This window comes from Lentilactobacillus kisonensis DSM 19906 = JCM 15041 (genome assembly GCF_001434135.1).
Lineage (GTDB): Bacteria > Bacillota > Bacilli > Lactobacillales > Lactobacillaceae > Lentilactobacillus > Lentilactobacillus kisonensis.
The window spans coordinates 92,538-106,611 of sequence record NZ_AZEB01000005.1 but is presented as its reverse complement, the minus strand read 5'-3'; the positions used below and the strand labels follow the sequence as shown (position 1 = coordinate 106,611).

15 protein-coding genes are annotated in these 14,074 nt (G+C 43.0%); 13 read left to right on the top strand and 2 right to left on the bottom strand.

Features of this window, described 5'->3' with window-relative positions; translation table 11 throughout:
• Positions 1–94 precede the first annotated feature (94 nt).
• The 10 genes from rihC to guaB all read left to right on the top strand — a co-directional run bounded on the left by rihC (position 95) and on the right by guaB (position 9,050).
• The gene (rihC, locus tag FC98_RS04105) at positions 95–1,009 is read left to right on the top strand and encodes a ribonucleoside hydrolase RihC (protein WP_008855449.1); all 915 of its coding nucleotides are present in this window, start codon (positions 95–97) and stop codon (positions 1,007–1,009) included.
• Positions 1,010–1,116: 107 nt separating this feature from the next.
• Entirely contained in the window at positions 1,117–1,914 is a 798-nt protein-coding gene (locus FC98_RS04100; RefSeq protein ID WP_008855450.1) for a type II toxin-antitoxin system death-on-curing family toxin, read from the top strand.
• Positions 1,915–2,073 carry a hypothetical protein gene (locus tag FC98_RS14610; protein ID WP_008855451.1) on the top strand — a complete coding sequence of 53 codons (159 nt, stop codon included), beginning with the start codon at positions 1,915–1,917 and terminating at the stop codon, positions 2,071–2,073. It begins immediately after the preceding gene.
• 187 nt (positions 2,074–2,260) lie between these two features.
• Positions 2,261–2,989, top strand: coding sequence for a 16S rRNA (guanine(527)-N(7))-methyltransferase RsmG (gene rsmG / locus FC98_RS04095; protein ID WP_008855452.1), 729 nt, complete (start codon positions 2,261–2,263; stop codon positions 2,987–2,989).
• Positions 2,990–3,009: 20 nt separating this feature from the next.
• Positions 3,010–3,774: a ParA family protein gene (locus FC98_RS04090; RefSeq protein WP_008855453.1), complete on the top strand. Its 765-nt coding sequence runs from the start codon at positions 3,010–3,012 to the stop codon at positions 3,772–3,774.
• The gene (locus FC98_RS04085) at positions 3,767–4,651 is read left to right on the top strand and encodes a ParB/RepB/Spo0J family partition protein (protein ID WP_008855454.1); all 885 of its coding nucleotides are present in this window, start codon (positions 3,767–3,769) and stop codon (positions 4,649–4,651) included. The genes FC98_RS04090 and FC98_RS04085 overlap by 8 nt, the downstream gene beginning before the upstream one ends.
• Positions 4,652–5,261: 610 nt before the next feature.
• Positions 5,262–5,447: a DUF951 domain-containing protein gene (locus FC98_RS04080; protein ID WP_008855456.1), complete on the top strand. Its 186-nt coding sequence runs from the start codon at positions 5,262–5,264 to the stop codon at positions 5,445–5,447.
• A 23-nt stretch (positions 5,448–5,470) separates the two neighbouring features.
• Positions 5,471–6,571: a redox-regulated ATPase YchF gene (ychF, locus tag FC98_RS04075; RefSeq protein ID WP_056949235.1), complete on the top strand. Its 1,101-nt coding sequence runs from the start codon at positions 5,471–5,473 to the stop codon at positions 6,569–6,571.
• A gap of 274 nt (positions 6,572–6,845) precedes the next feature.
• On the top strand, positions 6,846–7,583 hold the full coding sequence (locus FC98_RS04070) for a DUF1129 family protein (protein ID WP_082602751.1): 738 nt from the start codon (positions 6,846–6,848) through the stop codon (positions 7,581–7,583).
• Positions 7,584–7,898: 315 nt separating this feature from the next.
• Positions 7,899–9,050, top strand: coding sequence for an IMP dehydrogenase (guaB, locus tag FC98_RS04065; RefSeq protein ID WP_056949234.1), 1,152 nt, complete (start codon positions 7,899–7,901; stop codon positions 9,048–9,050).
• A gap of 220 nt (positions 9,051–9,270) precedes the next feature.
• On the opposite strand, the gene FC98_RS04060 is transcribed toward guaB, so the two are convergent.
• Positions 9,271–9,660 (bottom strand): hypothetical protein, encoded by a 390-nt coding sequence (locus tag FC98_RS04060; RefSeq protein ID WP_008855462.1) that lies wholly within the window; start codon positions 9,658–9,660, stop codon positions 9,271–9,273.
• A 227-nt stretch (positions 9,661–9,887) separates the two neighbouring features.
• On the opposite strand from FC98_RS04060, the gene FC98_RS04055 reads away from it, so the two are divergent.
• Positions 9,888–10,637 (top strand): matrixin family metalloprotease, encoded by a 750-nt coding sequence (locus FC98_RS04055; RefSeq protein WP_056949233.1) that lies wholly within the window; start codon positions 9,888–9,890, stop codon positions 10,635–10,637.
• 58 nt (positions 10,638–10,695) lie between these two features.
• On the opposite strand, the gene FC98_RS04050 is transcribed toward FC98_RS04055, so the two are convergent.
• Positions 10,696–11,304: a matrixin family metalloprotease gene (locus FC98_RS04050; protein ID WP_050806228.1), complete on the bottom strand. Its 609-nt coding sequence runs from the start codon at positions 11,302–11,304 to the stop codon at positions 10,696–10,698.
• Positions 11,305–11,736: 432 nt separating this feature from the next.
• Between FC98_RS04050 and FC98_RS04045 the strand changes: the two genes are divergently transcribed.
• Both FC98_RS04045 and FC98_RS04040 read left to right on the top strand, forming a co-directional pair.
• Positions 11,737–12,510, top strand: coding sequence for an NrtR DNA-binding winged helix domain-containing protein (locus FC98_RS04045; protein WP_191981997.1), 774 nt, complete (start codon positions 11,737–11,739; stop codon positions 12,508–12,510).
• 113 nt (positions 12,511–12,623) lie between these two features.
• Positions 12,624–14,051 carry a nicotinate phosphoribosyltransferase gene (locus tag FC98_RS04040; RefSeq protein ID WP_056949232.1) on the top strand — a complete coding sequence of 476 codons (1,428 nt, stop codon included), beginning with the start codon at positions 12,624–12,626 and terminating at the stop codon, positions 14,049–14,051.
• Positions 14,052–14,074 lie beyond the last annotated feature (23 nt).

Here is a 14,074-nt window from a genome sequence, read left to right as displayed (position 1 = left end):
TAATAGTTATCAAAGGAAGCGAACAGATTTAAGATTGCTCGCTTCCTGTTACCAAAAATTTGTAAGCGTTTGATTTAAGGAGGAGATTTAATTTATGACAATTAAAATTATAATGGATACTGACCCAGGAATTGATGACGCTGCTGCTTTAACTATGGCGTTAAATGACCCTCAAATTGATTTAAAACTGATTACCAGTGTTGCTGGTAACGTGACGGTCGACAAGACTACGAAGAATGCTCAAAAGATTGTCCGTTTCTTCAATGAAAAAGTGCCAGTGGCTGCTGGTGCCAAACAACCATTAATCAAGGAGTTTGAAGATGCTGCTAGAATTCATGGCGAATCAGGGATGCCCGGTTATGATTTTCCGGAGGATCTGCCCAAGCCACTTGATGTCAGTGCCGTTGAAGCATTGCATGATGCTATTATGAGCAGTGACGAGAAGATTACACTTGTTCCTACGGGTTCATACACAAACATTGCGTTACTATTCAGTGAGTATCCAGAAGTTAAGGATCATATTGAACGAATTGTTGCTATGGGCGGGTCACTTGGTAAAGGTAATATGACCAGTGCCGCTGAGTTCAACGTTTTTACTGATCCTGACGCTGCTCGAATTATGTATAACTCTGGTATTCCAATTACGATGGTTGGCCTGGATATCACCATGAAGGCTTTATTGACGCCTGATTCACTTAGCAAGCTCGAACATATGAATGAAACGGGTAAGATGCTCCACGATATTATCAGCCAGGATGGCGATAACAGTGATAAAGGGATCGCAATGCACGATGTTAACACGATCTTCTATCTCCTTCATCCAGAAGCAATCACGACTAAGAAGATGTGGATCGATATCGTGACTGATGGGCCAGCAATTGGCGAAACGGTCGGCGATATCCGTGGTGCTTATCACGATGGCAAGACGAATGCCAATGTTTGCGTGGACATTGATGCTGAAGCGTTTAATAAGTGGTTCTTGGAAGAAGTAAGTCAGATTCAGAAATAATTCATCGAAGAGACGGTCATTATTAATTGATCGTCTTTTTTATTTTCAGAATGACTTTCTGTTAAAATAAAATACAAATACATCGAATCCATGGGGTGAATTTATTGATGACACTGGGTGATTCATTTAAAGACGAATTAAGGCCATTAAATTTTTTAGGGAATCATGAGCTGAAAGGTGGTTATCTAAATGGTGTCCATTATTCTGGGATAATTGTGGTACCGTTTGATACGACTGAACAACAGGATGAATTGCTTGAATTATTCCTGAAAACCTATCGAGAGCGCTTTGCGGGAGGGATAGATAAAATCAGTTTGGAATTAGTTCCGTGGTCAGTAAGGGCTTATTCAATAAACACTTTTCTGCAAGGAAAGATTCAGAACAGAATATTTCTTATTCCCATTGAGACAATTGTGCCTTCGATGAATAATTTAGTTGATTGGAATTCAAATGCGCAGCAAATGTATGAGGAAGACGGTGTTTATGGATTACGAGGGCTTAAGATCCCTGAAGGTAAGAATCACATTGGCTACGTTCTTGATTATCTCGGCAGTCCAGTCATATATGGAGAAAATCAAGAACCCACACTTACCAAGAAAGCAGCTTATCTTTGGGAGCGAATTGGCAAATTGCAGTCGTTTTCAAATGGTAATAAGCGAACGGCAATGGTCGCAATGTTAGTGTTTTTACATTCAAATGACTATGACTTTATTTTTACGCCAGGATTAAAACAAGAATTAATTGATATGTCACTTAAAATTGCGGTTGGATTAATTGACACGAAGCAGATTTCAAGTTATATTTTGAAAAACGTTAGGCTAAATTTATTTAATGAAAAGTGGGATACGCTGGAACAGCTAAGAAGTGATGACAATGGTTCTAATTCTTTTGATAGGGGCGATTAAATGAAAAAATACGATAAAGTAAAAATTGTTAAACCCGGGAACATCCGAAGCAACAAATTATCAGAGCCGGATCAACAGCGAATTATCAAACAGGCGGCAGACGATGTATTTGCAAATCCAGTAGTTCAAGATGTAATGAAGGAACTTGCTAAGCAGTAATTACTATCTGAATAAATGATTAGTTTCTTGGGACAGTCAATTATTTTAGTTGACTGTTTTTGTTTTGCATTTTAATCACAATATCGCTAGAATTAATAGGCTTGGGTGGCTTGTCATATAAGCGATTTTAAGGTAAAGTATACTAAGACGTGAAACAGATTGTTTCACATGGTAGGAGAAATAATAAATGAACAACGATCAATTTTTAAAGGTCCTTTTAGATAAAGGTATCGAAGTTACTGACGAGCAAATGAGTCAGTTCGATGCCTATTTTAAGCTGTTGGTGGCGGTTAATGAACATGTTAACCTCACGACAATTACAGAAAAACCGGAAGTTTATTTAAAACATTTTTATGATTCGATAACGCCAGCCTTTTTTGTTTCACAAATCCAAACGGAACCATTGACGATTTGTGATGTTGGTGCCGGCGCTGGATTTCCGTCAATTCCGCTTAAAATATTATTTCCACAATTAAAAGTAACGATCGTTGATTCATTAAATAAGCGAATTAATTTTTTACAAACGTTAGTTGACACACTTAAGCTTGATAACGTTGCGCTATTCCACGCGAGAGCTGAAGAATTTGGGGCTAAAAGATCACCTCAGCGTCAAAGTTTTGATATCGTCTCTGCCCGCGCAGTTGCGAGAATGGCGGTCCTTAGCGAATTGTGTCTACCGCTCGTTAAAGTTGGCGGCAAAATGATTGCAATGAAAGCTGCCAAAGCCGAAGATGAATTAGCTGATTCAAAGGCTGCCATCAAGGTGTTAGGTGGTAAGGTCAGCGGTGATTTTGAATTTTCACTGCCGATTTCTGAAGAAGCAAGGCATATCATTGTAATCGACAAAGTTAACGATACCCCTAAAAAGTACCCGCGAAAGCCTGGGACACCGAATAGGGAACCAATTACCAATTAAATGATAAGGAGGGATGAATAATGGCATATGTGATTTCACTTGCTAACCAAAAAGGTGGCGTTGGGAAAACCACGACGGCTGTTAATTTAGGGGCCGGCATGGCAACGCTGGGAAAGAAAATTCTGTTAGTCGATGCGGATGCCCAGGGAAACGCAACCAGTGGGGTTGGTATTTCTAAAGCGGATATCAAAAAAGACGTTTACGATGTTTTGGTTAACGAAGAACCAATGCAGGAAACGATTATACATACAGATCATGACGGCTTAGATATTGTCCCCGCCACGATTCAGTTATCGGGAGCAGAGATCGAGCTAACGCCGCAAATGGCTAGGGAGACTCGGTTAAAGGATGCGTTAGATGCTGTAAAGGATCAGTACGACTTTGTCTTGATTGATTGCCCGCCATCCCTCGGCCTTATTACTGTTAATGCATTCACGGCAAGTGATTCGATCTTAATCCCCGTCCAAAGTGAGTACTATGCACTGGAAGGATTGAGTCAGTTGTTAAACACGATTGACCTGGTTCGAAAGCATTTTAACCCGGATTTAAAAATCGAAGGCGTCTTGCTCACCATGTTTGATGCGCGTACTAATTTGGGTGAACAAGTAAATGCTGAAGTTCGGAAATACTTTAAAGATGAAGTTTATGAAACGGTTATTCCAAGAAATGTCCGATTATCTGAGGCGCCAAGTTATGGATTGCCAATTATGGATTACGATCCTAAGTCAAAGGGTGCGGAAAAATATATGAAGTTGGCGAAAGAGGTGCTGGCAAACCATGGCTAATAAGAAGAAACCCACAGGGCTGGGAAAGGGAATTGAAGCCCTTTTCCAGGATAATAACGTTGATACCAGCAAGGAAGATGTTATTGACATTGAAGTTAGTGAAATCAGGCCTAACCCTTATCAGCCAAGGCATCGATTTGACCAAAAGGCGCTTCAGGATTTAGCAGTTTCAATAAAAAACTCCGGTGTTTTCCAGCCAATTATCGTTCGCAAGCCCGATCCAGAAGTCGACTCTTATGAGTTGCTAACCGGTGAACGAAGGCTGCGGGCATCTAAAATCGCTAAGCAGCAGACGATTCCAGCGATTATTCGGGATGCGACCGAAGAGCAAATGATGGAAATCGCTGTTATGGAAAATCTGCAGCGAGAAGACTTGACTACCTTAGAGGAAGCTGAAGCTTATAATATGTTGATGACCCGCTTGGATTTGACCCAAGCGCAAGTTGCGTCAAGGCTTGGTAAGAGTCGTCCGTATATTGCGAATTATCTCCGAATTTTAGGCCTTCCCTCTGAAGTTAAGGAGTTACTTGAAGATAACAAGTTGTCGATGGGTCAGGCCCGGACACTGCTGTCAGTTAATAATAAACAGGATTTAATCAAGCTAGCTAAGAAGTCAGTTACAGAATCCATGACGGTTCGTCAACTAGAACAGGCAGCCGCTAAGATTAACGGCAAAAAGGGTACCAAGAAGAAAAAGGCTCCCCGAAAGTCACCATTTGTCAGGGCATCTGAAGGCCAACTGCAGGAAAAATTTGGCACACAGGTTGCAATTGTCAATTCCTCTCGTAAAAAGGGGAAGGGGAAAATTGAGATCCAATATGCGTCAACAGATGATTTGAACCGGATTTTGGAGATGTTTGGGGTGGATTTAGACTAAGTGAGCGGAGCAAAGCGGTTAGAGTGCGGAACCAAGCGGTTAGAGACTGGAGCCTAAGCCTTTTCCGCCAGAAATCCTGGTTTTGGATTTTTGGTGGAGAAGGCTTAGGTGCAAGTCTCTGCTTGGTGTAGCACGTTTCCACAATGTTGCCAAGAAGATGAAATTCCTGGGTTTTGGGGATTTTTGTCAGAGGTGCTTATGCGGAAGTTTCTGCTTTGCGGAGCGGTCCTACTCTATGTAGCCTAGGACAATCACTAAACAGTTTGTTAGTGGTGTTTATGCGTAGGTGTGTGCTTTGCGGATCTGTCTAGCTCAATGTGAAAAATAAAACGACCCTTAAGAACTTGGCACTAACGCCAAGCCTTCTCCTCAAATCTATAAAAACACAGAAACAACTAAAATCGAATGCTGCTACCATGTTCTGTCGAGCAGAGTGGTAGGCGACAATCTGTATTTTTTCTAAGCAACCTAGTGGAAACGTGTTCACCCAAGCAGAAATCTGCGTGTAAGCACCCTTGAAAAAATTCCAAAACCAGGAATTTTCTTCAAAGGAGATTTACAATCCGATCCCTAACTGCTTGGGTTCGCACTCTGGAAAGGATGATCAACCATGTACGATCTTCACGATATTGTTGAAATGAAAAAACCTCATCCATGCGGCACCAACCGCTGGGAGATCATTCGGATGGGGGCTGATATTAAAATTCAGTGTACCGGCTGCGGTCACATTGTGATGATGCCGCGCCGAGAGTTCGACCATAAATTAAAAAAAATCCTTGAAAAGGCTGAAAAATAAACTGAAAGAAGAGTTGTTAACTTATGTCATTAACTGCAGGAATCGTTGGGTTACCCAACGTCGGTAAATCAACATTATTTAACGCGATCACTAAAGCTGGGGCTGAAATGGCAAATTACCCGTTTGCCACAATTGATCCTAATGTGGGGATGGTTGAAGTTCCTGATAAGCGTTTGGATCGAATCCAGGAACTAATCCCAGCTAAAAAAGTCGTTCCAACCACTTTTGAGTTTACCGACATCGCCGGAATTGTTAAGGGTGCCAGTAAAGGTGAAGGACTTGGGAATAAGTTTCTCGAAAATATTCGTCAAGTAGATGCCATTGTGCACGTGGTGCGGGCATTTGACGATGATAATATCACGACAGTTACCGGGAAAGTTGATCCAATTGACGATATCGAAACGATTAATTTGGAATTAGGTATCTCCGATTTGGATGCCGTTAATAAGCGACTGGGCAAGGTACAACGAGCTGCCAAAGGTGCTGATAAAGAAGCCAAGGCTGAATTAGCGGTATTAGAGAAAATCAAGCCAGTTTTAGAGGACGGTGGCTCAGTTCGGTCAATTGAATTCGATGAAGATGAACAAAAAATTGTAAAGGGACTCTTCTTACTCACCAGTAAACCAGTTCTCTACGTTGCCAATATTGCCGAGGATGACATGGCTGATCCTGAAAATTCTAAATATTTTGATGTCATTAAGGATTTTGCCGATAAGGAAGGTGCCCAAGCAATTGCGGTTGCTGCAGAACCTGAGGAAGAAATCGCTGAATTAGATGACGCTGAGAAAAAGGAATTTCTTGAGGCTGAAGGAGTTAAGGAGCCTGGCTTAAACCGGCTTATTCGCGCCTCATATAAGCTTTTAGGGTTACAGACATTCTTCACAGCGGGTGGCAAGGAAACCCGTGCCTGGACGTTTAAAGAGGGAACAAAGGCCCCTCAAGCAGCCGGCATCATCCATTCAGACTTTGAACGAGGCTTTATCAGAGCAGAAATTATGGCGTTCGAAGATTTGGACAAATATAAAACACCAGCGGCAGTTAAGGATGCCGGAAAGCTGAGGCTGGAAGGGAAAGATTACGTAATGCAAGATGGGGATATTGTGGAGTTTAGGTTCAATGTATAGTGAGAGTGAGCGGAGCAAAGCGGTTAGAAACTGGAGCATAAGTCTCCTCTGACAGAAATCCCTGGTTTTTGGGGATTTTTGTCAGAGGTGCTTATGCGGAAGTTTCTGCTTTGCGGAGCGATCCTAATCTATGTAGCATAGGACATCCACCAAACAGTGCCCAATTTCTATCAGATGTGTCCATGTATGCTTCTGTCCAACACAGCCCGAAAATTTAACGAAGGATCATTTCAACCTAACAACCATCCCAGCCAATCATTAAGGAGCGAAACAAGTGAGTAGTAATAATGACGAATCAAAACAAAGTATGAGCGTCCGCGAAAAAAACGCCCATGTCCATCAAGATCGGGATCGGTCTGCGAAGATCGTTCATTCCCAATTTGATAACGTTGGCTTAACCAAGCGAAACGCAGAGTATATGTATAAATTTAACCAGGCCCTTGCCGGGACCAAGTTGACTGCAGCTCAAAAAGCCGAAACCGTTAACAAAATGGTTCAGGAATTAGTTGAAGGCCAGAAGTCGGGGAAAACTGCTCGAAACATGTGGGGAACAGTTGACCAAAGGGTTCAGACAATCCTGAACCCACCAAAGAGAAAACCAGATCCAAAGCGGGATTACTGGCCAAACGCTGGCTATAATGCCTTGTTATTTTTAATGATCTTTACATTTATGTATGGGATTATTAGTTTCTTCCCTTCAAAAGGGCACCCACAGCCAGTTATGGGAATTACTGGTATCATTATTAGTGCCGCAATTGCCGGAGTTGGAATTCCACTGGTAACAATGATGTTTACGCCTGGTGTTAAACACAAATATTCTATTTGGATTCGAATTGCAATCATGATTGTGTTTGTGGTTGTCTGGATGGGTGTCTTCACTGGTGCTGCGATGCTTCCGGCAGTGATTAACCCTGCCCTGAACCGTTACGCTTACCTTGTCCTTGGTCTGTTGAGTGCTGGGGGTTCGTGGTGGTATAAGCGTCGATTCAATATCACCGGTGGTTTATTCTAAAGGTGATCGTTAAGTTTTAATAGTCAAATTGTTCGTTGAGCCTACTGATTATCAGTGGGCTTTTATTTTATCCGTAAAACACGAACATTAAAAAATATTGGCAGGGTATTAATTGTAAAATCTGCAAATTAATTTGAATAAAGTCCTTTAACTATTCTAAAAGTTCGTGTATAATCAATAACAACTTTTAAGAACCCGTTACTTAGCGATGTTACTAATTATGAGATCGGGATTAGACTTTGATAACGATCGTTGCTTGTTTTGAGCTAACGTGATATGTTACTAAGCAACTAAAAAATTAAAGGAGCGAGATAGATGGTTAGTTGGGATAGCAAGTTCGGCAAAAAGGGATATACGTTTGATGATGTGCTGTTGGTTCCCGCAGCGAGTGATGTTTTACCAAATGATGTGGATTTATCAGTTCAATTAGCTGACAATCTGAAGTTAAATGTTCCTTTCATCAGTGCCGGAATGGACACTGTTACCGAATCGAAGATGGCAATTGCCTTGGCAAAGCTTGGTGGCTTGGGAGTTATTCATAAGAACCTTAGTATTGAAGCCCAAGCGGGTGAAGTTGCCAAGGTGAAGGCTGTGAAGAAGACGGCTGAAACGCCAAAAGCAGCTGTTGATGGTAACGACGCATTGTTAGTTGCCGCAGCTGTTGGGGTATCAACTGATACCTTTGACCGCGCTTCTGCCCTTCTTAAAGCCGGTGCGGATGCAATTGTGATTGATACGGCTCATGGTCATTCAGCTGGCGTTCTTCGAAAAATTGCTCAAATCCGTGATCACTATCCTGACACGACTTTAATTGCTGGCAACGTTGCAACTGCCGCTGGGACTGAAGCTTTGTACCAAGCAGGCGTTGATGTCGTTAAGGTTGGAATTGGCCCCGGCTCAATCTGTACCACACGGGTTGTTGCCGGTGTCGGGGTTCCTCAAATTACGGCTGTCTATGACGCTGCCTCAGTTGCTAGAAAATGGGGCAAGCCAATTATTGCCGATGGTGGCATTCAGTATTCTGGTGATATCGTTAAGGCGTTAGCAGCTGGTGGCACTGCCGTTATGCTCGGCAGCATGTTAGCTGGAACCGAAGAAGCACCCGGTGATGTCTATGAAGAAAACGGCAAGAAGTACAAGACCTACCGTGGGATGGGCAGTGTTGCGGCCATGGAACAACAACATGGTTCCGCTGACCGTTACTTCCAAGGTGGTGTCAGTGAAGCCAATAAATTGGTTCCAGAGGGCATTGAAGGCGAAGTTGAGTATAAAGGAAGCATTAACGATATTGTCTTCCAAATGGTTGGCGGTCTTCGCTCCGGAATGGGTTATACTGGTTCTGCAACCGTCAAAGCGTTAAACGATAACGCACAATTCGTTGAAATCTCTAACGCTGGTCTACGAGAATCACACCCGCATGATGTTACCATCACAAAAAAAGCCCCTAATTACGAACCCGAAAACTAGTCAGTTTGGCTGTGTTTCTTTTCTCTAAATAGCTGATTTAAGTTACTCGCCAGATAAATAAGCGTTTGGTTTCTGTTGAGGGGACCTGCTAATTAAAAAAATTATTCAAAAAACAAGCAGTCATCCAGATTTCGAGGATGACTGCTTGTTTATCGTTAGCTGAAATTTTCCAATGAAGGAACACTGAGTTACTTACTAGTGACGTTTATGGTGAAAGTCATTAGCATGATAGGGCAACGTTTTTAACATCAACCCAACCGCGAACATGGTGATCTTGATTACTAATCACATAGACATACGTACTTGAGCGTTGCTGTGGATTGTTAATCACGGCACGTTTGGTTGACGTGACGGGTAAATAGTTAGCGGTGTGGTTAACGTGATACACGACTTTAGTCAGGCGAAGGTTACTGTAAATATTGGTGTCATTGCTAACGAAGACAATCGTGTTTTGTAGCGGGGTGACCTGAATTGACTGGCTAGTTGACATCTGCTGATCGTGAAGTGATTTTGCGTGACTTACCGACTCACTCAAAGTGGTAAAAGTGGCAGTAAATACGACCGTCATAATGAGGATTAATTGGAGTCGGTTTTGGTTTGTTTGAGTCATAACGGTTCAGTCCCTCCGAGTTTTATTATCACCGATAGTATAACATTTAGGTGAATATAAAGCCCAAATAATGGTAATATATTAACTGCAAGGATTGACAATCCGGGTTAATCGAACTAAGTTGTCAATTACTGGATCATTTCTCCAAAATATAAACTAATTGTTATATAATATAGGAAGTCGATTAATCGTCGTTGTTGTTGAATGTGTGTTGAGAGGGGGGCAATATGCTCAGAAAGATAAGCTCGTTAATGAGTGGCATCTTGCTAACTTCCCTGTTCTTTATTTTGGTGGGCAGTGTACCTGTCATGGCTGCGCCAGCTTCGGTTACCCCGCATGGGACGGCGAAATTTGCCAACCCAACGGCCACGGTCAACCTTTCTAAGAATTCCGCAAAGTTTCGCCGAATTTGGCGTCAGGCCATTCAAGCGTGGAATCACACCGGGGCGTTTCACTTTGTCATAACCAAGGCCTTAGCCAACATAACTACTGGCACTGACTCGAAATTAGGGGCGGACTACCCAGGCATGACGTACATTAGCCTCAATAAGCAGGGGTACCTTCACCGAATAGATGTTGAGCTTAATCCGCAAGCACTTAAGATTTACCGGTACTCGACCTCTGAAATGGTTAACGTGGCTGAACATGAGCTTGGTCACGCGATTGGACTTAACCATAATCCAAATGTGGCAAGCGTGATGTATCCAGCTAACCGCTTTTATGGCATTCAAAAAGTCGATGTTGAAGGGGTTGAGCAATTCTATGGTACCCAGCTAAATGGGTTAGCGATGGCCAATCAGACGATGACGCTTCGCCAGCCAGCAGTTGATGTCCGCGGTCAACGTTTATTTGATGGCTCAGGCGACGGATTTGTTTTACTACCCTGGCGTTTTCAAGGGCTTTACTGGCCGGAGAGGTCGTTGTTGACTGAATTACAGCGAAACGCTGCTTTATTGAAAGAAGCGGTAAACGGCTAGATACCCAAAAGATGATCCATTATCAGGCCAGATAAGGGATTGATAATGAACCATCATTTTATTTTATGTTGACGGGGTCACGGAAAATGATCTTTTTGTTCGAGATTGCGATTCGATCAGCTTGAGTGGTATATAGCTGCTGAACGCTTTTAGAATCAACGGCTTGGATACTGTAGTAGCGGTTGGCCGCAAACATGACACTCGCCCGATTGGGATTATGCAAGAGACCAATCGAGTGGCCTAATTCATGCTCAGCCACGTTGACCATTTCTGAAGTTGAGTATCGATAAACTTTTAATGTCTGCGGATTGAGTTCGCTTTCGGTATGCTGAATATAGCCATCGCTGCCAGTCGTGATGTAGGTCATACCCGTATAAGCACCACCAAGGCCTGAATTAGTGCTCGTTGTAACCTGAGCATCTGAATCAGTCGTCGGGACAAATTCAAAGACGCCGGTTTGATTCCAGGCTTGAACCGCCTTATCCCAGATTTTTTGGTAGCGGACTGAATTATTTGTGGTATCGATGGTTGCGGTGGCTGACTCAAACCGAGCGGTCCCATGAGGCGTGATGGGGGCAACTGCTGAGGCCTTAATACTGCCGCCCAACAATAGAATAAATGAGACGAGAAAAGCAATCGTAAAGTGTTTAATTATTTTTTCGGACACGGATAACACTTCCTTTGGCTTAACTGGCAAAGGGCAATGGTTGTTATCAAAATGGCAAATATCATTCCTATAACAACATTATTCTAATGTCATTATAATCTGAAGCGGGTTGAGACACAATTAATTAGGTCACTATCTAATGAATTCCAAAATGGTAAAATGAGTGAGCGGAGCAAAGCGGTTAGAAATTGGAGTGTAAGTCTCCTAGGCCAGGAATCCCTGGGCTAGGGATCTTTGGTGCTTACACGCAGATTACTGCTTTGCGTAGCTGCCCTAATAAAGTGAGCGAAATCAGGCGCTTAGAAGCTGGAGCCTAAGTTATCTCGACCGGAAATCCCGGTCTTGGATTTTTGGTCGAGCCGGCTTAGGTGCAAGCTTCTGCTTTGCGTAGCTGTCCTAATAAATCATTATTTAAAAAATGGAGGCATCTTCTTGGCAACTTCTAATATTCTTGAACGACCTTTTATTAATATTACCAATATTATTTGGAGCTTTGACCGGGCAACCAATCAGGTCAACATTTTATTGGTTAAGCGGGATAATTCTCCTTACAATCAATTTTGGGCGCTGCCAGAAACGTTTATGCGGCTACAGGAAAGTGCTGATGAGGCAGCGTTACGACTTGTTAAAGAAAAGATCGGGATGGAATTATCAAATAGCCATACAGAACAGTTGGCAACTTTCACCAATAAATTGCGGACACCCAAATCGCGGGCGTTATCGTTAGCCTACATGACTTTCTTACCGGACAAACCGCACTTGGAACCTGGATATGGGGCTGTTGATGCCAAATGGTTTGCGATGGGCTACACAGATTCAAGCTACCGGTTTTCAAACGGGCTGCTTGCCTTTCAAACCTCGGAATGTTCGAATGAAGGGGACTACTATGATCGATTTGCTCACAATGAGTCAAAACCAGAAACGCATCTTGCGTTTGACCATGAGTGGATTTTAAAGATTGCTTGTGATCGGATCAAAAACAAGTTGGATTATCAACCCAATATTTTACTGGTCCTTGGTGCTAGCTTTACACTGAAGGATGCCCGCATGGTCTATTCACCATTTTTAAAGACACCGATTAATCAAATTGATAATTCGAATTTTAAAAAGAGCCACCGGCACTTGTTTACTGCGGTTGGTACCTCTGCTGATAACCGACCTGGTCGCCCAGCCCGAGTGTACAAATTAGCGTTCATTGGGGCTTGAAATAAACCCTAAATCGCGTTACCGTAGAATAAAAGTTGTGGTCACTTTTATTTGCAACAATAAAAGTTAATGATACTTTAATACCTTTAATCAGTAGAAAAGAAGGATGACTTATGGATAATTTATCGATGTTAACGGACTTATACGAACTTTCAATGGCAAACGGTTACCGCCAAACCATTCCCGAAGAAGAAGGGGTCTTTGATGTCTTCTTCCGGAAGGTGCCAGATGATGGTAGCTTTGTGATCTGTGCGGGCTTGCAGCAGGTGGTTGAGAATCTGCATGATTTTCACTTTGATAAGCAAGATATTGATTACTTACGATCACTAGGATTGTTTCAGGATAATTTTTTGGATTACCTCGCTCATTTCCACTTTGACTGCCAAGTATCCGCTATTCCTGAGGGAACGCCAGTCTTTTCACGGGAACCGTTATTGACGATCCGGGGGCCTTTATTGCAGGCCCAGCTATTTGAAACTCTCATCCTTAATATTATGAATCATCAATCTTTGATTGCCACGAAGGCGCGCCGGATAACTTATGCGGCTGGTGATCGCCCAGTGATGGAATTTGGGGCAAGACGGGCACAAGGAGCAAGTAGTGCCGTCTATGGTGCCAGAGCAGCGGTTATTGGTGGCTGTACAAGTACCTCAAACGTTTTGGCCGCCCAAAAGTTCGGAATTCCGGCAGCTGGGACGATGGCGCATGCTTGGATTGAAGCATTCCCTGATGAATTGAGTGCTTTTGAGAAGTGGGCGGAAGTATATCCAGACAACGCTGCATTACTTGTTGACACGTATGATGTGTTAAAGTCGGGTGTTCCTAACGCGATTAAGGTCTTTAAAGAACTCAAGCAAAACGGTCACCAGCCGGTTGGTATCCGAATTGATTCCGGGGATATTACTCAGTTGGCCCGTGGCGCAAGAAAGCAGCTTGATGATGCCGGCTTGCCTGAAGTGAAAATAACGGCATCGAATGCCTTGGATGAACACGTCGTGATGTCACTGTTAAATGAAGGGGCGCCACTAGATAACTTTGGAATTGGTGAGAATTTAATTACCAGTGCGTCATCACCAGTCCTGAGTGGTGTTTATAAGTTAGCCGCAGTTTCAGAGGGCGATCAGTTAATTCCAAAAATTAAGGTGAGCGCGAGCCGGGAAAAGGTGACGTTGCCTGGTCTCAAGCAAGCTTATCGGCTATATCATCACGGTACTAAGCAGGCATTTGCCGATGTGATTGCATTAAAGGACGAAAAGCTTGGCGATCAATTAGACGTGGTTAAGGCTAACCCGTTAGCAACTAAACGTGATCAATTCATCAAAGATTTTGATGCGGTGCCGCTTCAAGAAGCTGTTTTGGATGGCGACAACTTAAAAGCTGACTTGCCCGACGTATTTGCAATCCAAGCTCACAGTAAAAAGATGCTGGCAGAAATTCCGTCAGCAACAAAGCGACTGGTTAACCCAGACGAATTTCCAGTGTATGTCACTCATAAGCTGGATCAGATGCAAGAGCAGTTATTGGAGAAGCAAGGAAAATAGCGGCTCTGTTGGAATAATTGGCC

Bases quoted from the DNA above. Each gene is read 5' to 3' on its own strand.
- FC98_RS04085 (WP_008855454.1), top strand. From the start codon at position 3,767: ATGGCTAATAAGAAGAAACCCACAGGGCTGGGAAAGGGAATTGAAGCC.
- FC98_RS04090 (WP_008855453.1), top strand. From the start codon at position 3,010: ATGGCATATGTGATTTCACTTGCTAACCAAAAAGGTGGCGTTGGGAAA.
- FC98_RS04060 (WP_008855462.1), bottom strand. From the start codon at position 9,660: ATGACTCAAACAAACCAAAACCGACTCCAATTAATCCTCATTATGACG.
- ychF (WP_056949235.1), top strand. From the start codon at position 5,471: ATGTCATTAACTGCAGGAATCGTTGGGTTACCCAACGTCGGTAAATCA.
- FC98_RS04080 (WP_008855456.1), top strand. From the start codon at position 5,262: ATGTACGATCTTCACGATATTGTTGAAATGAAAAAACCTCATCCATGC.
- FC98_RS04055 (WP_056949233.1), top strand. From the start codon at position 9,888: ATGCTCAGAAAGATAAGCTCGTTAATGAGTGGCATCTTGCTAACTTCC.
- rihC (WP_008855449.1), top strand. From the start codon at position 95: ATGACAATTAAAATTATAATGGATACTGACCCAGGAATTGATGACGCT.
- rsmG (WP_008855452.1), top strand. From the start codon at position 2,261: ATGAACAACGATCAATTTTTAAAGGTCCTTTTAGATAAAGGTATCGAA.
- guaB (WP_056949234.1), top strand. From the start codon at position 7,899: ATGGTTAGTTGGGATAGCAAGTTCGGCAAAAAGGGATATACGTTTGAT.
- FC98_RS04100 (WP_008855450.1), top strand. From the start codon at position 1,117: ATGACACTGGGTGATTCATTTAAAGACGAATTAAGGCCATTAAATTTT.
- FC98_RS14610 (WP_008855451.1), top strand. From the start codon at position 1,915: ATGAAAAAATACGATAAAGTAAAAATTGTTAAACCCGGGAACATCCGA.
- FC98_RS04040 (WP_056949232.1), top strand. From the start codon at position 12,624: ATGGATAATTTATCGATGTTAACGGACTTATACGAACTTTCAATGGCA.